Origin of the sequence: Pantoea sp. BJFS-204 (genome assembly GCF_049310725.1) — a bacterium.
GTDB classification, from domain to species: Bacteria; Pseudomonadota; Gammaproteobacteria; order Enterobacterales; family Enterobacteriaceae; genus Pantoea; species Pantoea agglomerans.
In genome coordinates this window covers 144501-170732 of sequence record NZ_JBMOWE010000009.1, presented here as the reverse complement: position 1 = coordinate 170732, position 26232 = coordinate 144501, and the positions used below count along the sequence as shown (strand labels likewise).

Annotated in this window: 24 protein-coding genes; 13 read left to right on the top strand and 11 right to left on the bottom strand. The window is 50.6% G+C overall.

Translation table 11 applies throughout. The features are described 5' to 3' along the window. The first annotated feature begins 262 nt into the window (after positions 1–262). From ACO6VX_RS20580 to ACO6VX_RS20565, 4 genes are all read left to right on the top strand, one after another. Positions 263–1039 carry an isocitrate lyase/PEP mutase family protein gene (locus ACO6VX_RS20580; protein ID WP_033768691.1) on the top strand — a complete coding sequence of 259 codons (777 nt, stop codon included), beginning with the start codon at positions 263–265 and terminating at the stop codon, positions 1037–1039. Next, entirely contained in the window at positions 1023–2069 is a 1047-nt protein-coding gene (locus tag ACO6VX_RS20575) for a methylated-DNA--[protein]-cysteine S-methyltransferase (protein ID WP_346555726.1), read from the top strand. The genes ACO6VX_RS20580 and ACO6VX_RS20575 overlap by 17 nt, the downstream gene beginning before the upstream one ends. Before the next feature lie 501 nt (positions 2070–2570). Next, positions 2571–3272, top strand: coding sequence for a glutathione S-transferase family protein (locus ACO6VX_RS20570; RefSeq protein ID WP_031292479.1), 702 nt, complete (start codon positions 2571–2573; stop codon positions 3270–3272). A gap of 250 nt (positions 3273–3522) precedes the next feature. Further along, positions 3523–4086 (top strand): TetR/AcrR family transcriptional regulator, encoded by a 564-nt coding sequence (locus ACO6VX_RS20565; RefSeq protein ID WP_187493051.1) that lies wholly within the window; start codon positions 3523–3525, stop codon positions 4084–4086. Between the two features lie 348 nt (positions 4087–4434). On the opposite strand, the gene ACO6VX_RS20560 is transcribed toward ACO6VX_RS20565, so the two are convergent. Further along, positions 4435–4527, bottom strand: coding sequence for a terminase gpP N-terminus-related DNA-binding protein (locus tag ACO6VX_RS20560; protein WP_372340244.1), 93 nt, complete (start codon positions 4525–4527; stop codon positions 4435–4437). Positions 4528–4768: 241 nt separating this feature from the next. Between ACO6VX_RS20560 and ACO6VX_RS20555 the strand changes: the two genes are divergently transcribed. The 3 genes from ACO6VX_RS20555 (at position 4769) to ACO6VX_RS20545 (ending at position 8104) form a co-directional block, all read left to right on the top strand. Next, positions 4769–6979: a DUF4401 domain-containing protein gene (locus ACO6VX_RS20555; RefSeq protein WP_422431311.1), complete on the top strand. Its 2211-nt coding sequence runs from the start codon at positions 4769–4771 to the stop codon at positions 6977–6979. Then, a complete protein-coding gene (locus ACO6VX_RS20550; RefSeq protein ID WP_182500656.1) occupies positions 6972–7502 on the top strand; it encodes a GDYXXLXY domain-containing protein in 531 nt (176 codons plus the stop codon). The genes ACO6VX_RS20555 and ACO6VX_RS20550 overlap by 8 nt, the downstream gene beginning before the upstream one ends. A 188-nt stretch (positions 7503–7690) precedes the next feature. Then, a complete protein-coding gene (locus ACO6VX_RS20545) occupies positions 7691–8104 on the top strand; it encodes a hypothetical protein (RefSeq protein ID WP_060678909.1) in 414 nt (137 codons plus the stop codon). Positions 8105–8323: 219 nt separating this feature from the next. Here the strand turns inward: ACO6VX_RS20545 and ACO6VX_RS20540 are convergent, their stop codons facing one another. The 6 genes from ACO6VX_RS20540 to ACO6VX_RS20515 form a co-directional block, all read right to left on the bottom strand. Continuing rightward, entirely contained in the window at positions 8324–9328 is a 1005-nt protein-coding gene (locus tag ACO6VX_RS20540; protein WP_010246733.1) for a DKNYY domain-containing protein, read from the bottom strand. Positions 9329–9699: 371 nt separating this feature from the next. Beyond that, complete coding sequence (locus ACO6VX_RS20535; RefSeq protein WP_124890465.1) at positions 9700–10305, bottom strand: hypothetical protein; 606 nt, start codon at positions 10303–10305, stop codon at positions 9700–9702. 200 nt (positions 10306–10505) lie between these two features. After that, on the bottom strand, positions 10506–10853 hold the full coding sequence (locus ACO6VX_RS20530; RefSeq protein ID WP_061902409.1) for a cupin domain-containing protein: 348 nt from the start codon (positions 10851–10853) through the stop codon (positions 10506–10508). 352 nt (positions 10854–11205) lie between these two features. Next, positions 11206–15330 carry a BapA prefix-like domain-containing protein gene (locus tag ACO6VX_RS20525; protein WP_422431316.1) on the bottom strand — a complete coding sequence of 1375 codons (4125 nt, stop codon included), beginning with the start codon at positions 15328–15330 and terminating at the stop codon, positions 11206–11208. Between the two features lie 607 nt (positions 15331–15937). Next, positions 15938–17155: a cupin domain-containing protein gene (locus ACO6VX_RS20520; RefSeq protein WP_029519267.1), complete on the bottom strand. Its 1218-nt coding sequence runs from the start codon at positions 17153–17155 to the stop codon at positions 15938–15940. 561 nt (positions 17156–17716) lie between these two features. Then, positions 17717–18505, bottom strand: coding sequence for an enhanced serine sensitivity protein SseB C-terminal domain-containing protein (locus tag ACO6VX_RS20515; RefSeq protein WP_010246741.1), 789 nt, complete (start codon positions 18503–18505; stop codon positions 17717–17719). 437 nt (positions 18506–18942) lie between these two features. Here ACO6VX_RS20515 and ACO6VX_RS20510 point away from each other — a divergent pair, with 437 nt between their 5' ends. The 3 genes from ACO6VX_RS20510 to ACO6VX_RS20500 all read left to right on the top strand — a co-directional run bounded on the left by ACO6VX_RS20510 (position 18943) and on the right by ACO6VX_RS20500 (position 21585). After that, the gene (locus ACO6VX_RS20510; protein WP_422431318.1) at positions 18943–19551 is read left to right on the top strand and encodes a dTMP kinase; all 609 of its coding nucleotides are present in this window, start codon (positions 18943–18945) and stop codon (positions 19549–19551) included. A 330-nt stretch (positions 19552–19881) separates the two neighbouring features. Further along, positions 19882–21195 (top strand): NAD(P)/FAD-dependent oxidoreductase, encoded by a 1314-nt coding sequence (locus tag ACO6VX_RS20505; protein WP_422431320.1) that lies wholly within the window; start codon positions 19882–19884, stop codon positions 21193–21195. A 15-nt stretch (positions 21196–21210) separates the two neighbouring features. Continuing rightward, positions 21211–21585 carry an NmrA family transcriptional regulator gene (locus ACO6VX_RS20500; protein ID WP_072101260.1) on the top strand — a complete coding sequence of 125 codons (375 nt, stop codon included), beginning with the start codon at positions 21211–21213 and terminating at the stop codon, positions 21583–21585. Positions 21586–21727: 142 nt separating this feature from the next. Here ACO6VX_RS20500 and ACO6VX_RS20495 read toward each other — a convergent pair whose 3' ends face one another. After that, positions 21728–22474, bottom strand: a complete 747-nt coding sequence (locus ACO6VX_RS20495; RefSeq protein ID WP_050679221.1) for an NADPH-dependent F420 reductase — start codon at positions 22472–22474, stop codon at positions 21728–21730. Positions 22475–22574: 100 nt separating this feature from the next. On the opposite strand from ACO6VX_RS20495, the gene ACO6VX_RS20490 reads away from it, so the two are divergent. Further along, positions 22575–22943: a winged helix-turn-helix transcriptional regulator gene (locus ACO6VX_RS20490; protein WP_033760901.1), complete on the top strand. Its 369-nt coding sequence runs from the start codon at positions 22575–22577 to the stop codon at positions 22941–22943. A 174-nt stretch (positions 22944–23117) separates the two neighbouring features. On the opposite strand, the gene ACO6VX_RS20485 is transcribed toward ACO6VX_RS20490, so the two are convergent. Beyond that, positions 23118–23687: a DUF4142 domain-containing protein gene (locus ACO6VX_RS20485; RefSeq protein WP_033760900.1), complete on the bottom strand. Its 570-nt coding sequence runs from the start codon at positions 23685–23687 to the stop codon at positions 23118–23120. Positions 23688–24150: 463 nt separating this feature from the next. Here ACO6VX_RS20485 and ACO6VX_RS20480 point away from each other — a divergent pair, with 463 nt between their 5' ends. After that, positions 24151–24660, top strand: a complete 510-nt coding sequence (locus ACO6VX_RS20480) for an anti-virulence regulator CigR family protein (RefSeq protein WP_033760899.1) — start codon at positions 24151–24153, stop codon at positions 24658–24660. 55 nt (positions 24661–24715) lie between these two features. Here the strand turns inward: ACO6VX_RS20480 and ACO6VX_RS20475 are convergent, their stop codons facing one another. Next, positions 24716–24988, bottom strand: coding sequence for a helix-turn-helix domain-containing protein (locus ACO6VX_RS20475; protein WP_244649689.1), 273 nt, complete (start codon positions 24986–24988; stop codon positions 24716–24718). A 3-nt stretch (positions 24989–24991) separates the two neighbouring features. Further along, entirely contained in the window at positions 24992–25417 is a 426-nt protein-coding gene (locus tag ACO6VX_RS20470; RefSeq protein WP_033768711.1) for a RidA family protein, read from the bottom strand. A gap of 141 nt (positions 25418–25558) precedes the next feature. On the opposite strand from ACO6VX_RS20470, the gene ACO6VX_RS20465 reads away from it, so the two are divergent. Further along, positions 25559–26155: a TetR/AcrR family transcriptional regulator gene (locus ACO6VX_RS20465; RefSeq protein WP_191921734.1), complete on the top strand. Its 597-nt coding sequence runs from the start codon at positions 25559–25561 to the stop codon at positions 26153–26155. Positions 26156–26232: the final 77 nt, after the last annotated feature.

Here is a 26232-nt window from a genome sequence, read left to right as displayed (position 1 = left end):
ATCAGAAATTAATTCTGACAAGACCTTTTCTCAAAATGACCATACAAACCTATCTGCTTTGCTCCCCGTTGATACTTATATCCGGCGGTTAGGAATGTTCGCTTTTTGCCAGAGGCAGACCCTGAAACACTACGACCGTATCACTCTGCATATCAGACTGACCCGATAAAATTTTGCTAAAAAAATGGTCGTCTGATTTTCGGTTGTGCCGTTTTTGCTGAATGCTTAGATTCATTTTCAATCTAATTGAGAGGATATGGATATGAACTTCGCAGAACTCCACAACCAGTATGAGCCCCTTCTTATCGCTAACGTCTGGGATGTCGTCAGTACTGTCGCAGCGCAAAAAGCTGGCTATCAGGCTCTGGGAACGTCCAGCGCAGCAATAGCGGCCACATTGGGATATGAAGACGGCCAGGGCATGCCGTTTGATGAATTATTTTTTATTGTCACTCGTATCCGGGCAGTTAGCAGCCTGCCATTAAGTGTTGATATGGAAGCAGGATATGGTGATTCAGCCGAAGAGATAATAGTCAATCTCAAGCGCCTTGCTCAGATAGGTGTATCAGGCGTTAACCTTGAAGACAGCAGAGTCATTAATCGGGTTCGACAGCTTGATGATGTGTCTGAATTTTCGCGTAATCTGAGAGCAGTATGCGATGCGCTGAGAAGTGATGGTTATAACCTGTTTCTGAACGTACGGACTGATGCTTACCTGCTCGGGCATGAAAGAGCGTTAGAGGAGACATTATTACGGGGTCAATATTATAGAGCTGCAGGTGCTGACGGCCTGTTTGTTCCCTGTCTGACCTCAGAGAAAGATATCAGCCTTATTGCAAATGCTATTGATCTGCCTCTGAATGTCATGTGTATGCCCGATCTTCCCTTGTTCGATAGACTGAAACTGGCCGGGGTAAGCCGCATTTCTATGGGTAATTTTGTTCATTCGGCCATTCAGTCAAAGCTGACTGATTTAATGCATGCGATCCGGTTGCATCAGACATTTGAAGGACTTTTTGTTAATGAAGGTTATCGATAAGAATCTTTGTGACGTCTGGTATCAGGCATTACTTGAACGCGCTTCAGAATATACGGGTGTGTTTTTTGCTGGCGTCAGAACGACTGGCGTATTCTGCATTTCGATATGCCGGGCGCGAAAGCCCAAACGTGAAAATGTAGAGTTTTATAAAGATGCCAAATCTGCCCTGGCGGCCGGCTTTCGCCCCTGTAAAGTCTGCAGACCTGCTGAAAACGCGCACAGCGCGCCATTATTTGTCGAACAGGCGCTTGCGCTTGTCAGGCACGATATTAAATCCCGTGTATCCGACGCGGATCTTCGTCAGCATGGAATCAGCCCGGAGCGAGTGCGGCGATGGTTCCTGCAACATCACGGCATCACTTTTCAGGCCTTCCAGCGAATGCAGCGGGTCAATATTGCCCTTCAGGAGCTGAAAAGCGGACGTGCAGCAACTGACGTCGCGCTGGACAATGGCTACGAATCCCTGAGCGGCTTTGGTTACATCTACAAGCGGCTAACTGGCGCAGCTCCGACTCGAACCACTCAGGTAATAGTCATTCACCGGTTTACTACTGCGCTGGGACCTATGTTTGTATGTGCCACAGAGCAGGGAGTCTGCCTGCTGGAGTTTACCGATCGCCGGATGTTAGAAACTGAATTTCGCGACATTCAGCGTTTACTTAACGCCAGGATTGTCACAGGAGAAAACAGTCATACCCGGCAGACAGTAAAAGAAATCAGCGAATATTTTGCCGGAACACGTCGTCACTTTGATCTCTTACTGGACGCCCCGGGCAGTAATTTTCAAAAGTCCGTCTGGGATGCACTACGTACTGTTCCTTATGGGGAGACCTCACACTATCAGGATATTTCGCTGCGACTGAATAAAACTGGCGCTGTACGAGCAGTTGCCGCTGCGAATGGTGCCAACCGGATTGCGATTGTGATTCCGTGCCACAGAATTATCGGTAAAAATAGCCAAATGACCGGATATGGTGGAGCCATATCGCGTAAAGAGTGGCTTATCGAACATGAAAGAAATCGGAGTTAAGTGAGTCAATACAGAATGCTTGCTGTATGAAACAGTCTTTTTCCGATCCTGTTACTTTTTACATGCAGTTTTAAGGTATTTGAAATCCCCACGTCCGCTCCTCGCTCACAGCGGCCGCTCATTTTTGTGACCAGTAATGATGCCGATACCAGTCTGCTTCATGGGCTGATCTAACCGCTACTACCTCACCCCGTGGCCCTTGCGCTTCCGGACTATCTTCCTGTTGGCCAGCAACCAGTCGGCAGCAATTGCCAGTATGTAACTCACCTGAAAAACCGTTTGAATCGAGCCTCTCCACTCATTTGCATTTTTCAACCCTCGGGCGTCATTGTCCCCCTCCTTCAGCTATGCCTCCGCTGAAATATCGTATCAAGCATGAAGGTCACCAAAAAATTAACCTAACAAGTGTTAGACAGATGTTGACGTGTGTTGATTTGCCCGCTAATGTTTGCCTACCTAACGTTAGTTAGACATCCCAACCATCAACCTGTAGGATCGACCATGACTGCTAAACTTCAGCTTTTCACATCACCTTCGGCCTTTCCTAATCCACAGCGCCTGCGGCTTTTCATGCATGAAAAGGGCATCGCTGACCAGTTTGCCGAGACCATCTATGACATGTCCCCTGGAGGAGAGCAGCGTGGCTGGCGACATTTGAATATGAATCCGTGGGGCGAAACACCTACCCTTGAACTGGCTGACGGGAGTTATATTTCTGAAACGGCTGCCATCGTTCGCTATCTTGATCAGGAGTATCCGGGCCGCAAGATTATGGGAGAAACAGCACTGGAACAGGGGCTGGATAATATGTGGGATAACCGGGTGTGGGTGCATATCCTGTACCGCATCGTTACAGCGTTCCACGTGTTGCACACCGGCCTCGGCTTCAGGCTGGAATTGACCAAAAATGAGGCCTGGGGTGAACACTGCCGTAAAGAAGCTTTGGCTCACGCCGCGCTGGTTAATCGCCATCTGTCAGACGGCCGCGAATGGCTGCTCGGCGGCGATGCGCCGACCTTCTCGGATATTACTCTGGCAACCGCGATCGCCTTCTCGAAATTCCCGGTCAATGCCACTCCACTGGACGAGCGTTTTGAGTTCTTAGATGCCTACTGGCAGCGCTGGACAAAACGTCCTGCCTTCCAGGCGGCCTACGCCGATCGCAACAGCGGCATTCCTGAGCTGGATTCGCCAGCCCGGTAATAGCGCCACTCGGTGTAAACTCCGGTACGCCGGGTTCGTTATCTACTGACTTTCCCGGTGACCAGAGTGCTTATGATAGCGTCGGCTGTCGATGTTACTTGCTAAACCATGATGCAATGACGTCTGCCTGAGCACCTTGGATGCATTGAACTTACTGTTTTCCATGGCAATCACCCTGTCACCCGATAAGCATTTGCTGTAAATTAGCGTTCTCTATTTAAGAGATCATCCCAATACCAAAGGCATCAAGATGAGCGTCAACACCAGGGAAGCCATTTTGCAGGCGGCCAGGAAAATTGCCCAATCTCAGGGCTATAACGGTTTGAATTTCCGCGACCTCGCGCAGGATGTGGGTATCAAAGCGGCGAGTATTTACTACTATTTTCCAGGCAAAGCCGAGTTGGGTATTGCCGTTGCCAGACGATACTGGGAGGACGGTGCTCTCGCACTCGAGATGATCGAATCAGAAAGCCCGTCACCCATTGACGCGCTGCGTCGCTTTCCTGAAATCTTCCGAAGATCACTTGAGGCCGAAAATCGTCTCTGCCTGGGCAGTTTCATGGGCGCTGAAAAAGAGACCTTACCTCCTGAAATGAATGCAGAAATACAGAAGTTTGCTGATGTGAACATTGCATGGCTGAACAAACTGCTGGTGGCTGCGAAGGTGTGCGATTCAGGTGAGAGTGAATCCAGAGCACGTGCAATTTTCACGGCCATTGCTGGTGCCCAGCTTATCGCCAGAAGTCGCTCAGATATCTCGCTTTTTGATTCACTGGTGGATTCATACCGCGCCTTTGGACCTCTGCCAGCATAGCAACTGCCCGCAATACGATTCAGCGAATGGGCGGTTTTCTGCACGCTCGCCCAATACGGCGCGGCGTCCGGTAGCGTATGTGCTTTTCCACTCAGGAACTCACCCCTTTGAATCAATGCGCGACGGGCCAGGGTAAAAGTATTACGCCGTGTCTCATCATCACCTGCGATAAAGGAGTGAAACCTCGGTTCAGGAAAGCGTTTATTTCAGCGGTTCAGGCAGCTAACAATCCACAATTTGCTGTCCGACTGCGGTTTCTTTAGCGGCTTCAGGCCAATAGTCGTGGCAATCAGCTTATCATCAACCGTAAGCGTCCCCTGCTCGGTCACCCGATAATCTTTACGCTTCTTACCTTTCAGCAATGCGGGTGATGCGGTACCCCTGTGAGTACAGCAGTAAAGCCTGGCTACGGGGATCGCGTTCATCGGGGGCGGATGTCATGTTCATGCAGCACAAATACGGCCGCGACACTACTTGATCACAATAATGCGGCAGATTGTGCAGAGTTCCCCCCTCGCCTTTGATTTACGCTGTTATATCCAGGAAAAGATGTTTACATTTGTTCAGCAAAATTATCGGCCGCTTAGCAGAGCGTCACTGACCGACACGCGGATTGAACGCAGGGAAGAACAGCCGTTAACTTCATCATCAAAGTCATACCGCTAACAGAGGCAGGGAAAGAATGAGGGAGCTTGCACCCGATGGCATCACCGGGATGCCGTCACGGACGGCAGAGTATCTTTGTCGCCAGATCGCACGCCTGCTGAAAGGAGGAAGCCTGACCCCGGAAACCTGCCAGCGTATCTTTGCTTTCTGTGGAATCAGACCGTCAGATGCTCAGTGGCGTCAGTTTCTTATCCCGGTTCTTTCCTGTCTGGGATTACTGTCTCTGGTTGCCGGAGCGGTGTTCTTTATTGCCTGGAACTGGGCCTGGCTGCCGAAAATGGCGAAATTTGCCCTGGCTGAGCTGTTGATCGTCGCGCTAGCGGTGATTGTCTGGTGGCGCTGGTACAGCACGCTGGCACGCAACGCATTACTGGCGACAGGGCTAAGCTTCGGTGCCCTTTTTGCGCTGTATGGACAGATTTATCAGACCGGTGCTGACAGCTGGGAGCTATTCCGGGCCTGGTTATACGTTCTTCTGCCGCTGGCGCTGATTGCACGGCAAAACAGCCTGTGGTTTTGCAGCTGGCTGGTCGCTAATCTGGCGTTCCAGCTCTATTACAACACCCTGCCGTCGTCACTGCTGGATCTCGCCGCGTCTGACAGTTTAGCCAGGCTCCCGACCACTGTGCTCTACGCATATCTGGCGTTGCTGGCAGCCTGCCTGATTGTCAGGGAAGCGCTGGCGTGGCGCGCGATAACGCATCAGCCCGAGAGCTGGCTGGCAAGCCGCTGGTTCTCGCGAGTCATGGCGGGATTTTTACTGCTTCAGCTGACCGCCATTGTGGCCGGGAATCTCTCTGACTGGGCCGGCGGTGACCACCTTCCTTACATCACCGGCGGTTGGGTGATCACCCTGCTGGCAGGTTATTACCTGTACCGTTACCGCTATCCGGATCTCTGCATGCTGACGCTGGGCATCGCCAGCCTGACCGTGGTTGGCTGTGCGCTAATTATGCAGTTATTTCTTTTAGCCTACGATACGGGTGATCTGTTTTTGACTGGCATCCTGTTGGCATTCTGGGTGGCGGTAAATGGTTCAATTCTGCTGAAGTGGCAACGCAAACTGGTTGAAAAGGGGCCAATCGATCTGGTTCCGGCCAGGCTGACCTTACTGACAGACACTTTGCGTCAGCAGGGTTTGCTGAGCGCCTTACAGGTTGAGGAAATTAAGCAGCGCGGTCACGCATCCGACCTGCCCTGGTATCTGAGGCTGGCGCTAAGCGTCGGAGGCTGGGTGGCAGCGATCATCATTCTGTTATTGATGATACTGATGCTCTATGCCACTGATCTGCTGGAAGACCCGAATGCTGCCACCCTTATTATTCCTTCGCTGCTGCTTGCCGCCATTGCACGTGGCCTGTTAAGCAGTCAGCGTGACGGTAAACATCACCTCGGGCTGGCATGGGCGATTGCGGCAACGTGCGGGCTGATAACCGGTGTTCTGCTGCAAATTCAGAGCAATGACGTCAGCTTTATTATGCTGAGTTCACTGACTGCCTTGCCGATCCTGGCCGCAATGGCGATGGCGATGCCCGACCGCACTTATCGGTTTATGGCCATCACTGCCCTGACCTTTTTCCTGGTGCTGGCGGGCTACTCTCTGGCCCGGATCTGCCTGTCTCCGATGGCTGCACGCCTTGCTGTGTCCGTACTGGTGGCGGCGGTTATATTTTTGTGGATGTGGACTGTCAGTCATCAGTTGAAGTTACAGGCAGGGCCGTATGCTGACGCGGTACATCCTCTGCTGTATGGCATCCCGTGTGGTCTGATGTTGCTGAGTTTCCTTGGGATAAACGCGGCTTATCTCACGGATTTCCTCTGGTCAGCATCGCAATTTTCCACGCTTCAGTCTGCGACTGGCACAGGGATCGCGGCAGGCTTAGTGCTGAGTGCGCTCAGTCAGAAAAGGCACAGAAGACAGCCGCTGTTTTCGATTATCACGCTGCCCGCTGCACTTATCTGCGGGGCTGCCGCCCTCTATGCACCGGGTATAGGGCTGGGATTGTGGTTAATTCTGATGGCACGTTATCAGGGAAGTCTGGGGTTGCTGGTGGTCAGTGGCAGTTTCATGGTGCTGTATGTCATTGGCTGGTATTACCTCCTGGAGGTAATTCTGCTGCAGAAATCCCTGCTGCTGCTGGTCAGCGGTCTGGTTTTACTGGGGCTGGCATGGGGAGTCAAAAAAGTATTACCTGCACAAATCGGAGGTGCCCGTGAGAATGCATAAACAGAGCCGATGGCTGGCTGGCGCTGTGATAGCGCTGGCGCTGACAGCCGTCAATGTCAGCATCTGGCAAAAAGAGCAGTTGCTGAAGCAAGGTGCGGTCATGATTTTGCCTCTTGCCCCGGTTGATCCGCGATCCCTGATGCAGGGTGATTACATGGCGCTGAATTATGCCCTCACCCGCCCACTGGAACTGACGTTGTATCAACAGGCTGAGTCCTGTGGCGCGACCCTGTCAGCGTCATGCCTGCCCACCAGCGGAACCCTGATTGTTGACCTCGATGCGCAGCGTCATGCGACTCAGGCCCGTTTTGATCAGGGTGAACCTCTGCAGCCGAATCAGCTACGGGTAAAATACCATCAACATTATGGCTCGCTGACCGTCGGTACTAACGCTTATTTCTTTCAGGAAGGTCATGCCGACAGATTCGCCCAGGCGCGTTACGGGGCATTTCGGGTGGGAAGCGATGGAACGGCTCTCCTGACGGATCTGCTTGATGAGCAGGGTAAAGCGATTCAGCCTTAAGGATGCGAGACGCTCACTGGCCTGGCGCTAAATACCCTGACAGGCGGCCTTAATGTCCTTATTGCCGGATGCCCGTCACAGGTCAGCAAAAGGATGCTGTGCCGGAAGCCTGTTTTGCGATCAAGCCCGTGCCGAAAATTTAAGCGAGTAAGCTGCATCAATATAGCTGCTCAGACATAGAGAAAATTATGCCGAACATTATTGACGACAACTGGATTAGGATATCTGTGATATCAGCAATATTTAGTAGTGTCGTGGGTTCATTACTGGTTTTAACCTATCTTTCCTTGGGAAAAAGCAGTACACCCGTAATGGGTTTAATTTTTACTTATTTTTTCATCGTTATGGTGAGTATTATTGGCACCACGATGGGCTCAATGATAATCGGCATGCCATTAGCGATGATTTCAAAGCGATTTTATCCTGACGCTGCCCTTAAGGGGAGCTTTTTTATCGTGTGCTCTGCGCTCTTCATGTGGCTGGTTGTACTGGCATGGCCTGTTATCAGGATATGTGAAACGCCTTATTCGGATATTTTGCTTTTAAGCCCCTATGCCTTCTGTTCAGCTGCCGCACTTGCTTATCTGGTTTACTGGGATTGATGCGTATCATATCAATCAGGATCGGGGCAGCAGGACCGTTAATGAAAAGAACTAATGGTATCATTTTTCAGCCAGACATATAGAAACAGGTTAGTCCAGGGTGTCGGAATTCGGATGTTTCCCCCCCCCCTGAGAGCAGTTTCAATTACAGACTCACCTGGATGTTAATTAGATAATGTTTACGTGGCAGCACGTGATCACATTTTGCCTGCCAGATAATCATGGATTCTGCTCGAAATACTGTTTATCCATCTCGACAAGTTTCTTTTGTAATCCTGTCTCACCTTCAACCACTTCGTAAAATTTACTGTAAGTATACAGATAAATACGCTCGGATGACGCAAACATAAACATGTCTGGTGAAGCCATATTTGAGAAGCGACTGATCACTTCAGGCTGTAAAAAGATGACATCATTCCCGATGTGACCAATCACTCCGCGCCCCCAGTTTCCCGCACGAAAAAAGGTATCTGGATTGCTATATCCCGTGCATCTGGTGAGCCCATGCTCCGGACAGGAGACAACAGAAAGAAGATGAAATTTACTCAGATCTAAATCACCAACATTATAGCCACCGACATAGGTTGAGCCATTACTTTTGAAGACATTGTAAATACGCCATTTATCATCCTTTCCAAATGGAAAAATAACCTGGAAATCTTCCGGGTTAACCTCTTTTATCTTCTCGCTCCGGAAATATACAGACGATTCATCTTGCGCGTAGCTCGCTAATTGTTCCGATTGCCAGTATGGCCGGGTAGTCTTAACGTAATTAACCGGTCGAAACGTAGAGGAGTATTTAGCCACTAAATAAAGATCGCGCTTTTCTATTTTATTGACCTGCATGGGCTTTGCTGTTAAGCAACCCCAGGAAGTGATGTTATAAATTAAACCTGAAGTATCGCCCGTCCCAGTAATGCAGGGAGAGTGTTCGTAATTAATTTTACTCACCCAGTAAATATTGTTCTTAATGGATACATAGTTACTGAAAACAGGCCGTATATCATTTGAACATTGCTGACTTACCTGAAATAAGTTATCTCTCTCACCATTCTGGTTAAATTTACCATGAACAGATTCGCTACAGACATTAAGGACAGGCCTGCCACGCACATCGCTTTGCATTGGCCGACTTGCATCGAAAATATATTTTAAGAAAATAAAAATCAGAAACACTCCAATAATTAACCCTATCCTGACAAAGATACTATGGTTTGACTTCATGTGTTATTCCCTTTAACCGCTATCCTGGTATCACATCAGATAGTGCAGACCGAAGGTAAACGGCAAGCGCGCCGCCTGGCATGAACGCTATTCAACATAATTAATGCTTTTCCGGGATCATGCATTCTGCAGCATAGCCCGCATTTAATTTTATATCTGCCCACATAACACTGTTTCTTTGGGGTACGGAGCGTAAATCTTCAGTGTAATCATTTTCTCATCTTCCCATGCTTCCTTGTCTGGTGGCGCAGGTTTAAAAACCCCGGTGTGCTGGGCACGGCTAATGAACCCGGTTTACAGACATAAATAGATGATGAGTTTTAGCGGACACATTATATTTTGCCTGGTATAGAGGTCAGGCCTGTGGTTGCTTACCACCCTATCGACTTGCACTGACTGAATTCAGTTTTTGGAACAATGAGCGCCATATGGTTTTCTGCCATGCACTGTTTAAAAACCTGCTCTTTGTAACGGCCCGCCTGTAAACCCAGCATGGTGCTGGACCGTTCCGCTGCGTTATTTTCAATGTAAGAGCCACAATTTTCTTTGAACTCCTGAGGATTATCGCTATAAGACATCGACCATTTCAGCTGAGCTTCAACTGAATCATCTGATTGATGCTGGGGGACGGCTTTTACTGGTTCCAGGCCAGAATAGAGTGGATTGCCGAGTAATTTCTGTGCAAATTGTTGATTTTCTGCGGTTAAACGTCCGGTTTTACACATCTGCAGATAGATCTGCGAAAGCCGTTGCTCCTCAGCATCGGCAGCATGGGTGCATTCCTCCAGGACTTGTTCATTAGTCTTAGCCGGTTTTTTATCTGTGGATCTCCAGTAACTATTTTTAAAGTCCGGTACCGTGCCTTCAGTGGTGCCAAAAGGGCAAAGTGCACTGGCGCAACCCAGTAAAAACATGGGCACACACGTCAACGTCAGAACACGTAACAGGGAAAACGCTTTAAGACTGCTTTTGTTCATTTTATTTTCACTTTAGTCAGCTGCGGAAATGGGGTCTGAGCAATGTCATTATTTTTAATGTTCCGCTTTTCGCTCATAGCGGACCTACCGAAACGCAGGTCAGGTTTGTGCCTGAAGCAGGCGTTGCAAATACTCAGTTAAGTTAACACCTGGCGCGCAGTCCTTACCTTAAGACAAGCCATTGCGGTGTTCATAATTCGTCAGCAGGATGAAGGAAGGTCAGAACGATCTCCTCGCGTCGTTGGGTGCGAAATTACAATAAACTCTACAGGAAACTCAGTGTCGTTTCTGGCTTGATGTTTTGACCCCGGTGGAATTTCTAGCCCCTGCAGGGCTTTGATATTATGCAATTTACCTTCCAACTCCATCGAAAGAACACCATTGAGAACAAAGAAAAACTGTCTGGAAACGGAGTGAAAGTGTCGCTTTTCATAAGTGCCGGCAGGCATTTTCTCATGAATAACCAGCATGTCCTGACGGTTTACCAGATACCAACCATCGCAATTGTCGCCCCAGAAATAATGCTCTGCATTTTCCTTTGAAATCATCATCCTTCTCCTGTTTACACACGCCCATCTATCAACATCTTAAGAAAGTGATACCGAGATATAGTATCGATTCTCAACAGGTTATGCTTTTGATTATTTACCTAAAGATCTGAACTGCATCGTTCAATATATCTGGTAGTTATCAATGTATTGGGATAGCAGAATTTTATCTGGCCATAATGTCCGCTTTTCGCTCATAGCGGAAATTAGCCTGACGTTAGTCTTCCCTATACCGGCAGCGTAGGTTCGCACGCCATTAGAGAATAGCTACGCTGGGCACTCGTATGCGCTTCACTGGCAATCTTAATTGCGGAAAATGGCCAGGGAAGAAAATCCGCCCCGGCCATCTGATTTAAGCCAGTTGTAAGTGAAGATTATGTTGCATCAGGATATCAGCCAGCGAACCTTCATGGCTGGCAGAGGCATTGTGATACAGGTCGTACTGCTGACCGTTACTTATACGCTGCCCATCCTCGCTCCAGACGCCGCCTTCAATGTTACTTAGCGTAACCACATTGCCGTCCGCGTCTTTTATCGTCGGCGCCTCACTCGCATTGTCGTTCATTGGCAACGGCTCTTTTTGCCCCAGATTGACGCTATTACTGCTGAAAGCGCCCAGATTAATGACCTCAGCGTTGCCTGATCTCAGCCCAAGCGTGGCAAAATCAAACGCCTCATGCGCACCATTCAGCTGAAACGTATCGTCATCGGCAGCACCGTTCAGGCTGGTGTGCAGATTTGAATATAAAAGCGAGAGCGTTTCAATGTTTACTGTTTCAGAGAGATGGAGATTGTCAGCCATATCAGGATGAAGAGACGCGTGCTCCAGTGTGATAGCACTATGGCTTTCCGAATTGCTGCCATCTTCTGTGTTGCTGCTGATCACAGTTGTGGCATTGATCAGGTTGTCCTGCGCTGCGGTTGCAATACTCAGCTTCGGTTGCGGCTCGGCCATATAAAGCTCGACGTGTTGCGAAACGTGGTTAACGTTTCCGGCAGCATCACGAATAGTTGCGGTAATTCTGTGCTCGCCCGGTTCAGGCGTGAGTGCGTCCAGCGTTTCAAGCTGCACGGCCCACGTGCCTTTGCTGGTCACACTGGTTTGCCACTGGTGGTCGCCAGGCCTGACAGTAACAATATCACCGGCTTCACCCGTACCTGATACATGCTGATCATGGCTGGAGGCAAGGTTGATTTGCTGCCCCTCTGTGAGGTGAGTAAAAGCGATTTTGGGTGCGCAGACATCCACCTGATAGCTGGTCGTTATCGTAGCCGTATGGCCAGCCGCGTCGCTAGCAGTCACGACAATGTCATGCTGCCCCTTGCCGAAACCTGTTTTCATCGTCCCCGGCGCCAGTGGCAGGCTCCAGTGACCGTCGTCGCTTACTACCGCATTGTGATGTTTACCACCAATAATCACCGATACCGTCTGACCGCTGCCGGTGACGCCCGTTGTGCCGGTCAGCATCGAGCCCTCTTTTTTCTCCGCACGGTTCAGCCAGCCGTCACCAAATGGCGTATCAATTTCAGGTGCAGGCTGACCTGGAATATCGACCACTGGCGTAGTATTGCTTCCATCGGTGGGATTATCGGGGGTGACCGGTGGCAACGGATCGCCGCTGTTATCACTGACCGGAGAAGTCAGATCCGCTGTGACGTAACCACTCTGTTCAAACCAGTTTCCGGCGCCATCCAGCACGCCAAACGACAGGAAGTTGCCGCCCTGGGAAAGCTCCGACGCGCTGATTTCCGCGCGCCAGCTGCCATCTGCCTCTACCACGGCATAATTCCAGTGGAAGGTATCAGAAACCTGCACCGCAAAAGTCTTAAGCGGCAGCGGCGCTTCAAGCGTGCCGCTGATAACGTACCAGGTCTGACCGTCATGCTGGACCGCATCCGCCAGCGTAATGTCGTTAACGGTGACTTTCGGGTTGCTGCTGTTGTAGTGGGTAATCAGCAGCAGATTCTGGCTGAGGCTGGTACTGTTTCCATTCAGATCCGTTGCGCTGACCTGAATGGTGTGGTTGCCGTCCTTGATAGTTTTCACGTCGCTGTCAGAGAGCTGAACCTGCCACTGATTCTGATAGACACTGCCCTGCCAGGTTCTGCCGTCAAGGGTCAGTTCAACCGGCGTGCCGGAGGGAAGATGAGCGGCGGAGCCGGTGAAAATAATGCCGTATATCCCCTCCTGGTAACTGACCGCATTGTCGCCGGTGATCGGATCAAGGGTCAGCTGCGGCAACGCCTCAGTAGCGAAGATTTGCACACCTGCTGAGGCATAACCTTTGTTGCCCGCTTCGTCGGTTGTTTCAGCAATAGCACGGTAGCTCCCTTCCTCCATTCCCTGCAGCGTTTCCGCGGGAACTGAGAACTGCCACTGGCCATTTTGATCGACGATGCCGCTCCAGTGGGAGGCCCCAAAACTAACCTCAATCGTGCTGCCGGCTTCGCCTCTGCCGGAGATCACCAGCGGGCTGCTGATTTCATGACTGTCGATCACCCCGTCCCCTGCCAGGGTATTAATCGTGACAAGAGGATCCTGCGTATCGGTAATAAACGTCGTCTCCGTGATACCGGACTGGCCCCAGCGATCGGTGGCGGTTAGCGTAACGGAATGACTCCCCTCGGCTAAATCTGCTTCCATCAGCTGCCCGGTGGAGAGTGAGACAAGCCAGTTGCCCAGACTGTCCACAGCGCCCGCATAGTGAACACCATCTACGGTCAGATCGATCTTCTGGCCCGCCCCGGTCACACCAGTGGAGCCGCTCAGCGTAACAGGCTCGAAGCGTTCATGTGCGTTCATAAACCCGTCGACAAACGGCGTGTCTATAGTCGGCTGTGGCGGGATAGCGTCTGATGGCGGTGCTGACGCCTCTACGGTAATGACTTTGTTTGCGGTGGTCGTACCGCCAACGCTGTTTTCAAAGGTTACGCTGATGTGGTTAGACCCTACCGGCAGCACCTGCAGATCGGCAGACGGCAGGGTAACACTCCAGCTGCCGTCAGCGGCCAGCGTTGTGGTATAGGTCTGACCGTTCAGCATTATGGTCAGCGTGCTCTCTGCGGCGAGGTTCGCTGTGGTGCCGCTGAACGTCTGTGGGGAGAGCTTCTCCTCAGCGCTTAACACGCCGTCAACAGTAAAACTGTTAATGGTTAAAGAAGGGGGCGTGCTGACAGGCGGAATCGGCGTGCCACCATCGGCGGGTGGCGTATTGCCACCATCCGTTGGATTGTCATCGATAACCGGCGGAACCCCATTGCCGCCTTCAACGGGCGTAATAAGGTCGGCTGTGACATTGCCACTCTGCTCAAACCAGTTTCCGGCACCATCCAGCACGCCAAACGACAAGAAGTTGCCGCCCTGGGAAAGCTCCGACGCGCTGATTTCCACGCGCCAGCTGCCATCTGCCTCTACCACGGCATAATTCCAGTGGAAGGTATCAGAAACCTGCACCGCAAAAGTCTTAAGCGGCAGCGGCGCTTCAAGCGTGCCGCTGATAACGTACCAGGTCTGACCGTCATGCTGGACCGCATCCGCCAGCGTAATGTCGTTAACGGTGACTTTCGGGTTGCTGCTGTTGTAGTGGGTAATCAGCAGCAGATTCTGGCTGAGGCTGGTACTGTTTCCATTCAGATCCGTTGCACTGACCTGAATGGTATAGTTGCCATCCTTGATAGTTTTCACGTCGCTGTCAGAGAGTTGAACCTGCCACTGATCCTGGTAGACGCTGCCCTGCCAGGTTCTGCCGTCAAGGGTCAGTTCAACCGGCGTGCCGGAGGGGAGATGGGCGGCGGAGCCGGTGAAGATAATCCCGTATATCCCCTCCTGGTAACTGACCGCATTGTCGCCGGTAACCGGATCAAGAGTCAGCGCCGGTAATGGAATGGGGCTGGCCTTCATAGCGTCGGAGGTGGCGGGGGCATCTGAAGCTGTTGCTGACTCAACCTGGGGCGTAAGCGTTAAGGTTGAATCAGCTTCGCTGGTCGTCGCCCTCAGGGCGACAGCTGCTCCGTTTAACGGCGTGCCTGACGGGATCAGAATCTGGCTTTGGGTAGACTCTACGATTGATAACGCGGGATCTGACTCTGGACTGGCAGGGAATGGCATTGGAGATGTTGCAGAAGCTGGAGATTGCCAGACAGGTGTCAGCGTGGTGACAGTCTGAGCATCGCCGGAAACGTCTGTGCTGAACTGTGCCTCCTGAAATAAACTTCCCTGCTGGAAAAGCATTTTACTCTGATGGCCTGCAACCTCAGTAAAGAAATTCTGATAGCGAAGCGTATCGCTCTCGTGCAGGTTAAGAATGAGATCGTCACCCTGTTTCTGAAAAGAAGAAATCTGAGAAGGTGAGCTTTGCAGCGTGATAAGAGCGGGTTCGCTCAGAATAGATTGTGATTTTCCTTCAGTGGACTGAGACAATGGGTGACCGCTTTTCAGCGATATGACCGTGGCGCGGCCCGTTCCTGAAAATGCCATCGAAATCTCCTTATATACCAGTTATTAAGTAGGCAATGCCGTTGGAAATAAAGCGACGCTTTACTTATTCCAGGCACGCAACGGCCAGCGCCAATAAAGGTGCTGAGGCAGAGCCGGCACTCAACGCATTAAACGCAATTCGTAGCAACAATAAAGGGCATAACCACAGCCAGATTAAATATTCGATTTTGAAAACAGATTATTTCTGCTGGCAAAATAAAAAGTACCATTCTTTGCAAGAGTCCGGGCATCGGCTCAATTAACCTTTACTGACTTCCACGACGTATCGTCAGGAAAAAGTGAATAGTTGATGCTGGATAGACATAAGCTAAACTTCGTTTTCATGTCTGGCTACCAGGTAAAATCTGGAAATGTCCCCTGTTAATAGCAGATGCTTCCTGATGATTTAACTGCCCTGCTGTCTCAGTTTAGTAACAACTTCCCCATCCCTGTAAGAGCAATGATGATGCTATTGCACCATTTTAAGTGGCAGGTGGGAAATTGCATTACCGATATACGTGTCCGCTTTATGCTAAAAGCGGACACTTTAATTTAAACAGGAATAAGTCAGCGTCAATCCTTATTAATCAGGTAACGACTGAACCAGTTACTTCACCACCGGGTTCTTTTTAAGTGAAAGCATGTTCATAAACTCTTCATCCAGATGCAGGTGTTGCCGGACAAGTTCAGGTGGTGTACTGGCGAGCCACTGGTTAAGCGAAATATCGGCATAGTAATCACTTTTAAAAAGCTCAAGAAAACGCAGTGGTCCCTTACCGGTGTTTTCGATGTAGTGTCCCATAGCAAAAGGAACATATCCCACATCGCCGGCGCGGTAGTCAAAAGTCCTTGCCTGACCGGATGATGCAAAGACCCCCATCCGTCCCTCTCCTTCAAGGTAATACTGCCATTCATCATTGTTAGGATGCCAGTGCAGCTCGCGCAGTCCGCCTGGCTCAATTTCCACCAGTGCGGCAGCAATCGTTTTTGAAACCGGAAAATTGGATGAATCCGTAATCCTGACGGTTCCTCCCGGCGCGCGTACCGGATCCTGAGCCAGCATCTTGTGGGTAAAGCGGATTTTCGACTTCACCCCGCCTTTTATACTGTCTGATTCCAGGCTGCCCGGAACGTTGCCGGCAAAAATGTACTCATCATCAGGTGAAGGCAGGTGAGAAAATGAAGATACCGGAACCCTGAAGTTTTTGGCGAGAATTTCCGGGGGAATATGCCTGAACCAGTCTGACAGCAGAAAAGTGCTATCCTCATCAAAATTTCCGTCGTCAAAAGCCAGTAAAAATTCACAGCCGTCGGGACCGAGACCCTGAATCGAATGGGGAATACCGGGCGGAAAATACCATAGGTCACCTGCAGCGATATCATCAACAAACCATCCTCCGCTGGCGTCAAAAGCGGTAATCCGCGCGTTGCCATAAGTCATGTAAGCCCACTCCCCCTCTTTATGCCAGTGCAGTTCGCGAATACCTCCGGCATTGAGGCGCATGTCCACACCCGCAATCGTCGTAGATATGCCCAGCTCCCGCTGCGTCACCTGACGCGTCCAGCCACCGCTTCCCTTGCGTACGTGCGCATCACTGAAAGAAAAGTGAAGGTTTGGCAGCGTTCCGCTGTCGGTAACGGGCGGATTTACGATGTCCGGACTTTCAGCCTCACGAATAGGGTCATGTGGTCCGGGATCTCGTCCTCCGCTCCCTGCCGGAAACGTCTTTACGCCGTTGTCATGTGCCATGGCCTGACCCGCCGCAAGCGCGACCGTTCCTCCTGCCGCAAAAGCCATAAAATGTCTTCTTGTCAGTGTTTTCATATTCATCCCTCTTAATAATCTTTTTATAAACGGTATTATTTTTGTTACCGCCATAAAGTTATAAGCGGGCTGAATGCGGAGGGAAAAACAACTTTGTAACACTGTGGAAAGAGTGCATCTTTCACGCAAATAGTAAAGATAATTGAATGTATTAAGAAAGATTAATGTTGTTTAATCAACGTATAGTTATAAAGGGATTATCCTGTGCATAAGCGCACTAATCGTCAATTAATGTGGGTCTTTTTGATTTTCATTTACCCGGTGATCGGTAACTGCTGATAAGAATTTTTACGAATTGAGGGGTTTAACGAGGCCTGAGCCTTTGATCCGTGAGCTTTCACGCACGTACTCAGATAGACGAGGCGCATGTGCAGGGCCGCTCTGTTACGCCTGATTAAGCCCGAAGCATAAAGTCCACTCCTCACTCATAGCGGACATAGATAAATCCGCCCTGGATCACCTATTTCAGTCACTATCACTGGCACTGTTGAAACCGGAGATCAAAGTCACCCCCGATTTACTACGCTGGTTACAAGACAACATTCAGAAGCCGTTCAGCGCTCAGCGTCCAAACATGCCCTTTAGTTTTTGCTTCATGCTCCGCACATAGAATGGCGTAAACTGCGACCTGATATGTGAGTCCAGACCTTTGTCGTTCTGGCCAAGGCGCATCAGATCCACCGCCTGCCCATCCGGAGAGGTATCCGCTGCGACAAGACCCGCACCACGCATCACCTCTTGCACATCACCGCTCATTTCCACCCCCACCAGATAATGCGGTTTATCATCGACTGACGGGTCGTGCATTAAAACCAGGAATGCACGGCTGACCCCGGGACATTTTGCAAACCAGGCTGATAACTCTTTCAGAAGCCTGTCCGGAACAACGGCAGGTACTCCCACTAATACCTGTGTTTCTTCCTCAACCACCCTTGTCTGCGGCAGGCGACCCGTTCCTTCCGCCAGCATGGCTTCTATTTCTTCCGGCACAAACTCCTTTCCGTAATCCGACCTGGGATTAAGAAACACCCCCTCTCCCCGCGTCATTTCAAAAAAGGCTCTGGCAGGCAACTTCATGTATTTACTTTCCTGGCTGATGGCGCGCTGCAGGGTGGCAAGCGAGCTGAATACCGGAATGACAGGAGTTCCATCCGGTTTTTCCCAGTGCTGAATCGAGATATTCTCACCCGCCTTTAGTTCGACCTCACCATCACCCGTTGCCCCTCCGGAACTACCCAGGACGTAAAGAGATGAATCTAACAGTACCCGGTAAAACTCAGGTCGTTCTGCTGGATGATCGGCCGCCAGTTTTAAAGCAGTCTCCAGTTTGATTTCCCTTTCGTCAGACATTTAACCACCTTAGGCAGGATTGGATTAGGATCAATTTAACAAGGGCTTATGAGCATAATATAGATAATTTCTACTCGCCAGATTCCTGCACGTACCGGGGGATTGCCTTTGAGGGCTCGTTATTGCGATTAAGGACATGCGTTTGAATGGGTAAATGGCAGAACAGGCACGATCTTTTCCGTTTTCCAGACGCTTCCCTTAAACTACACCGCACAGGCCTCAACTATTAAGCTTATCTGACTAACATCCTGTTCTATAAACTCGTGAGTCAGAACCGTTACCAGCGTGTTTATCAGTGTTTGTTTAAAATCATGCTCACGCTGACATGCCATACTGCTACAGAGAACGATGTAACTTCAGCTATTAAACCAGGAAAATAAGATGTTTTTACCGGATGCACGATTCACAAAAATCTTTCCTCACTTCTCATTCCAGGCATGAGTCGTCAGCTTTTTGTTTCTCTGGATGGGCCCAAGGGAACCGGTAAAACCACTCTGCTGGAGTCCATTACGCAAGTGCTAAGAGCAGATAACAGGAAGGTGATCCGACTTAGCGAGCAAAAAAGCGATCCCTTCAGGGCGGAAACAATGGCACTGGTTAACAGGCTCGCCAGAAATCCCTCCGTTGATCTTGAACAGGATATTTGTGAACGCTTTGCCGTTAGCCGTGCCTGGATTTCACAGAATGTACTCACTAAACAGCCCGGGAACTGCATTATCCTGATGGATCGCTGGTATCCGTCTGATGCCGCGTTTCGGCGGATGGTGCCCTTTGCAGAGATTTTGCAGCGAAACATTAAGCTCAATGTGCGAGCGCCAGATCTGCATGTCGGGGTGGTCACGGCACCTGAGATTTCATGGGAACGAGCCGCGGCACGATCGCGTGGGCTGGGGAGTACAGTGATTCACCGGCTGGAAGAGCATGTCGCTTGCACCAGAGCGTTCGAGCAGGAGATTACCAACCACGGCTGGTTTTTATGTCGCAATGAAGGAACCGTAGAAGAGGCAACGATGCAGGTGATTGCTGAAATCTATAAAACGCTTTGATGCCGTGCATGCATTGGTTTAAGGGGCTGATTCTCACTCGAAATTGCCAGTTAACAGCGTGACCTGTTCCGTTTCGCTCTCCCCTGCTCGCGCTTTATGAATACCGCTTTGCATATCACTGGTTTCGGTCTTTGACACCAGCAAATAAAACACATAACAGTCGCGTTATAATCTCTTCTTCGAAAATTCGCGCCACCTTTGGTTGTTAAATCAAGAATCATCCACCTGAATTTTACTTGTCTGAAATCAACAATAGTCAGATTATCGCTGGCACAGATATCCCGCTTTGACTTATAAAATTGTTCTATTTTTTAGATAAGGCACAGGGAATTGCGCTACGCATCGATACCATTTAATCACAATCAACTGGGCTGGCCTGCGGGTGAGCATTGTTTTACGCCGCAGCCCATGCTGCGAGAGGATATCACTGCCGACTGGGTTATCGTCGGCGCGGGATTTTCAGGTGTTGCCTTTGCGCGCCGCATGGCTGAAATCAATCCTGGCCTGAAAATTATCATCGTCGACGCGCACAGCACACGGGAAAGCGCATCGGCACGTAATTCCGGGTTTGTTATCGGTCTGCCTCATAATATTGGCAGTTCGACCGCTGAATTAAAAAAGGCCAACGCTTACCGTAACCTGCTTCAGGAAGGCATTCGTCAGCTGGAGCAGGTTATTTCTCAGCATCATCTTCATTGCGACTGGGAACAGGTCGGTAAATATCACTGCCAGGCTGAACGTGGCAGTGATCGTATTTTAAAAGAGTACGCCAGCCAGCTCGATTTAATGGATGAGCCATGGCAGATGTCAGACAGCGAGGAGCTTTACCTTAAACTCGGCACGCGCTTTTACAGCAAAGGGATATATACACCTGGCTGTGTGCTGGTTAATCCGGCGCAGTTGATCGCCGGGCTAAAACACTCTTTACCTGAAAATATTCAACGCTTCGATAATACGCCAGTGCTGGGGATTCGCTACGGCAGCATGGCTGAAGTGCTGACACCGTTTGGCATCATCAAAACGCCAAAGGTGATGCTGGCCACCAACGCATTATCGCCAGAGTTGCGACCAGGACTTTCGCGTCAGGCAGCAATGGCGACCTTCGCCAGCATTACCGATCCGCTGACGGATGAACAACTGGCCACCCTGCCCCCCATGCAGAGCTGGGGGCTTACGCCGGTTAATGCGATTGCCGGTGCAACCTTCCGTTTTACCTCAGACCGCCGTTTCCTGATTCGCCAGCACGTGATACCCGCACTCAGCGGTCAGGTAAATGCCGCAGAGACCTGGCAGGCAACCCAGCTGCATCAGCGCTTATTTCATAAAGTCTATCCGACCCTCAGCAGCGTAAAGATAACCCACACCTGGTCCGGCACCATCAGCGTTACGCGAAACGGCGCGCCTGAATGGGGCATGCTGAACAAATTTATCTGTACGGCGGGTGGCTGTAACGGCGCAGGTGTTTCAAAACAGACCGTGGCGGGCAGTCTGCTGGCGGATTTCATGATGAAACAGGACAACCCGCATATTGCGGATATGCTGTCGCTGGGCAAGGCCAGTTTCATGCCCCCATCGCCGGCGCTGGATATCGGCATAAAACTGTCACTGATGAAAGAGCGTTATCTGGGCCGTAAAGAGGTCTGATAATCCGTAACTGTAATGGTCGATACACGGGATATTGCTGAAGTGGCGGCAATTGAAGTGATAAGGCGCGACCAGGCCAGCGAAGAATTACCGGTCGAAACGCTCATTCTCGTGGGGCCGGATACGCTCAACGGAGAAGAGGCAGCAGCAGCCTGGCAACAGCTTCTGGGCCGTCCGGTAATTTATGGAGGAGATAATCCGGATGCATTCCAAGCCAATATGGCGGAGTTTATGCCGCGCTGGATGGCGTATGAAATGCGGCTGATGGCTGAACGTTACGTCAGTGATGGGATGATTCCACAAGAGGGCGACCGGGAACGTCTGGTCACCCTGCCTGGCCGCCCACTGCATACCTATCGTGACTTTATTACCGCACTCGCCGGAGAGTAATCTGGATCTCTCAGGCTTAAGGACAAGCCTGCAGAGCAATACCGTGGACTACATGCCTGAGCCAGAGCCACTATGCAAAAATATTCTCAGAACAATCTTTATCCAGAACTTCAATGCAGACTGATTATCCTGGCCGGGCGATTTAAACCGGCCAGTTTATGGCACGGTTGTTTTCGATAATATCCTGATGAGAGGGTGCATCACCCAGCGTCGCGAAACTGGCATAAAGCTGTGGCAACCGAGCCTGACCTTCTCCCTTTCTGGCCAACGCCAGAGCTCGCAGCATCACGGGCGCTTCCCAGTCACAGCAGTAACAAGGTGTGCAGGGCTGCTGACGCCATGATTCAGCGATAGTCCCAGAGAACACAGGATCAAAACCGGTGTCGTTAACCAGTGACATGGCCGTCTGCACTGCTTCAGGATGATCTCCCGCTACGGCAACCGCCAGACGACCCCGACTTCCCTGCGGCTGGCCCAGATCGGCGAGCGAGTCGGCAAGGATATTATTAAAAGCTTTAACCACAGGGTGTCCGATTTGCTCCTGAACCCATTCGCTTTCAGTCTGCCCATTATCCAGTGCAGTAATCGGTGCGTCACGCAGGCCAGGATAGTAATTGCTGGTGTCGATCACCGGGACATGGGGTGGCAGGTGATCGAAAAGCCCATCAGGCAGGCTGCTAAGTGCCGGAAGCGGAATGGAGAGAATCACGGCTTCGACGTCTGTAACCGCTCCCCTGATGTCTGTGGGTTCTGCATTAATTTCACCCGCAAAAACACGCACGCCATCAACTCCGCGTGAATTAGCGATTTTTACCTTGTGCCCCGCTTCACTGAGCTTCCGTGCCAGGGTGCCACCGATATTACCTGTGCCAATTACGCCGATTTTCATATTTCGCTCCTGATTCTGTGTTGAAGTGAGATACCCTATATATTCACTGAATAAACAACAAAAACCGACAAAATAGTGGGTTACTAACCTGAAGGTAAGTATGGAAAGAGACTGGCGTTGTGATATTCCGGAGCAGCGACTGGTGTGGGCTAAGGCTACCACCGAAGCGCTGAAGATTATTGAAGGTAAATGGAAGACAATTATTATCTGTCAGCTTTTCGCCGCTAAAGGCCCGCTGCGCTTTTCCGAGCTGGAGCGCCGGATTGAGGGCGTAAATCAAAAAATGCTGATCCAGCAGCTTAAGCAACTGGAACAGGATGGCATCGTGACTCGCACGGTTTATCCCGAAGTCCCTCCGCGTGTTGAGTACTCACTTACCGATCTGGGAAAAGCGCTTGGGCCATCAATGACTGCTCTGATTGAATGGGCCTTCCTGCGTCGTGAAACGCTGGGGCTTGATGGCGCCTGAAGCTCGCATTTCAACCTAGTTATACCGATGTGGCTGAGCGCAGGGCGTGGCTGTTCAGGCCAAGACTGGCGTAACGAGAAAGAAACTCCAGCCGATGGTGGATTATGTCGTTTCTGGCTGGTCCCGATGATCCCGTAACAGCGCTTGCGGATAATTCGGAACCGGCCAGCCCGGTTACATCGCCATGTGCTGGGCGGATTTCAGATGCTGTTCTACAACAGGGGTATGCGCGTCGGCCAGCGCCTTCACATCCGGATCCTTTATCTTCGTCGCGTCACTCTTCAGCGTCGACAGCACCATCTTATGATCCATTATTCCGGCATTTTCCATATACATTTTGTCAAAGGCACCGCCGCTCTGCTTTTCCAGCTTGTCGGCCATGGCCTTATGTTTAGCGTCTGGCGCAGTCGGTAATGTCACCTCTTTTTGCTTAGCAACCGCCTGAACTTTTGTCAGGGCACTGCCATGATCTTCGACCATCTTCTGTGCAAAGGTTTTAACTTCTGCGCTTTGTGTTTTGTTCAGCGCAATTTTGGCGGCGGCAATTTCATTGAGATTGGCCTGCGCCATATCCTTCAGTGCTTTTTCATCACCAGGGCTGAGCTTGTCACTCTTTACGGTCTGCGGTGTATTCCCGCCCTGCGGGGCGCTTGTCTGCGTCTCAGCCTGTACGGTGGCAGTGCTGCACAGAGCGACGACGGCTGATATAGCCAGCCATCCTTTATAGCTTTTATTATTTTTCATTTTGTAATCCTGAATATTATGGGAAAACCGATATCAGAAAAGTTCTGCTCAAAATTACCTGCTCCGTCTCATGAGTCGACATGGTTTCTGTCTCGCTTAAGGTACCTTATGTAGCAGAGTTATTAAGCGTTGTAGTCATGTCAGGTAATCGCAAGTATAAACAATGCATTGCAGCAGCATAAAAATAACGAAAATGTATTCCGCCTCGCTTAAAGCCGAAAATTTATCTATTGTTAGCAAGGGTTTCAGCATAAAATTTATACGAAATATCAAAACACCGTACAGCTTTTGTTTGATTACTTTGAGATAATTCTTAAGGTTGCTATGTGGTTGTCGGCCGTTTAATGCTGGTTAATAACTAACAGGTGACATCATAATGTGAAGAGGTTGAGCTCATGTTACCTCCTTACATCGCTTTATATTTTCTTGTTCAGATTACTGAATAATATTAAGGAAAGATCACATGCTCAAATCTCGCGCTTTAAAAGCCGCATTTGCGGTGGTGATATCTTGTACCGTGCTTGCTGCGCCCGTTTTCGCAAATCCGGGCAACGGCAACGGTGGTGGCGGTCAGGGTAATGGTAATAGCGGAAACCCGGGTAATAACGGCAAAAGCGGAGAGCACGGAAACAAGGGGCATGGTAATGCGGGTCCGAAAGAAAAACATGGAAATCGTAAGAACGCAGGACGACCCGATCACGTCGAATCAGATATCAACTACTCGCTTGCACGTAACCTTGCTGTCAATTATGGCCTTGTCGGCTATCAGTCTTTGCCGCCAGGAATAGCTAAAAAAGTTGCGCGTGGTAAACCTTTGCCTCCGGGTATCGCCAAAAAAAGTTTGCCAGCATCAATGCTAAATGAGCTGCCCTATTACCCTGGTTACGAATGGCGAGCCGTCGGAGATAATCTTGTGCTGATAGCCCTGAGCACCGCTGTCGTGACCGCCGTAATTAATGGGGTTTTCGATTAACCTTCAAAACTTTTTCGAACGAATTTACTTTCCTGGTGGAGCGCCAGTAACACGCTTAAATGCTTTTCTGAAGGCGCTCAGACTCATATCCCAGCGCGGCAGACATGCCTGAAATCGTCTCGCCTGAATTTTGCAGACGATCGCTGGCGAGTAGCATCCTCCATTGCGTCAGATATTCTATGGGAGTAATTCCAACCGTCTGACCAAAATGTTTTGCAAATGCAGCGCGGGACATCCCTGTATGTGATGCCAGCTTATTTAACGTCCGGCATGTCATCGCAGCGCCCGTCTCCGGTGTAAAGTACCTGACAGGCAGATTGCCACTCATGCTTTATGCACTCTGTGACAGGCTCCGTTGGTCCCGTTGATCGGGAATGCGCGCAATCACCTTAATTTCAAAATCAAATCCCGCCAGCCACGTCACACCCACCGCTGTCCAGTTAGGATAAGGAGGCTGCGGAAAAACGCGCTGCTTTATCTGCATGATGGTTTCGAACTGATGCTCCGGATCGGTGTGAAATGTGGTGACATCGATCAGATCGTCAAAGGTACACCCTGCCGCAGCGAGCGTGGCTGCCAGATTCTCAAATGCCCGTTCTACCTGAGCAGCAAAATCGGGCTCCGGCGTGCCGTCGGCACGGCTGCCCACCTGACCAGAGACAAACAGCAGATCGCCTGAGCGGATAGCCGCTGAATAACCATGTTGCTCATAGAGAGCGTGACGATTAGCAGGAAAGATGGGTTCGCGGGTGATCATAGAATTTCCTCAATAGCCTTTAGCGGATTGCAGGATGCAGCGCACACGAGTTTGATTTAATATACGCGGCGTATGTCACATTAATCACACATACGCCGAGTATGTCAATTAATATACCTCGCGTATGTGAAAGGAGAGTGTATGGCCGCTAAACGTCGCGCTGAAACAATGGAAGAGAACCGGGCAAAACTGATTGCAGCAGCACGCACAGCCTTTGCCGAAAAAGGCTTTGCCGCCGCATCAATGGATGAACTGACGGCCAGCGTAGGTCTGACTCGCGGGGCGCTCTACCACAATTTTGGTGACAAAAAGGGGCTGCTTGCGGCGGTCGTCGCACAGGTTGATGGCGACATGGCCCAGCAGGCTAAAGCGGCAGCGTCTGGGGTGAGCGATGCGTGGGAGAAGCTGGTGGCGGAAGGCATCGCCTACATCCGCATGGCAATGGATGCCGAAGTGCAACGCATTGTGCTGCGCGATGGCCCGGCTTTTCTGGGAGATCCTTCCCAATGGCCCAGCCAGAACAGCTGCCTGGAAGCCACGCGTGAAACGATTACCCGTCTTATCGACAGCGGGATAATGAAGCCGGTCGACGCCGATGCCGCCGCTCATCTGCTGAACAGCGCGGCGCTGAATGCCGCACTGTGGGTCGCTTCCAGCAGCGAGCCGGAAAAGGCGCTGCCAAAGATGATCGACGTGTTCACACAACTGGCAGGCGGCTTGCGCCATAGTGCGATTTAACCCTGAATGCTCACTGCTGCTTTCACTGATAGCCCTGAAGCTCTGAGTGCTGACGCCTGCATCTCTTTCAGGCGCGG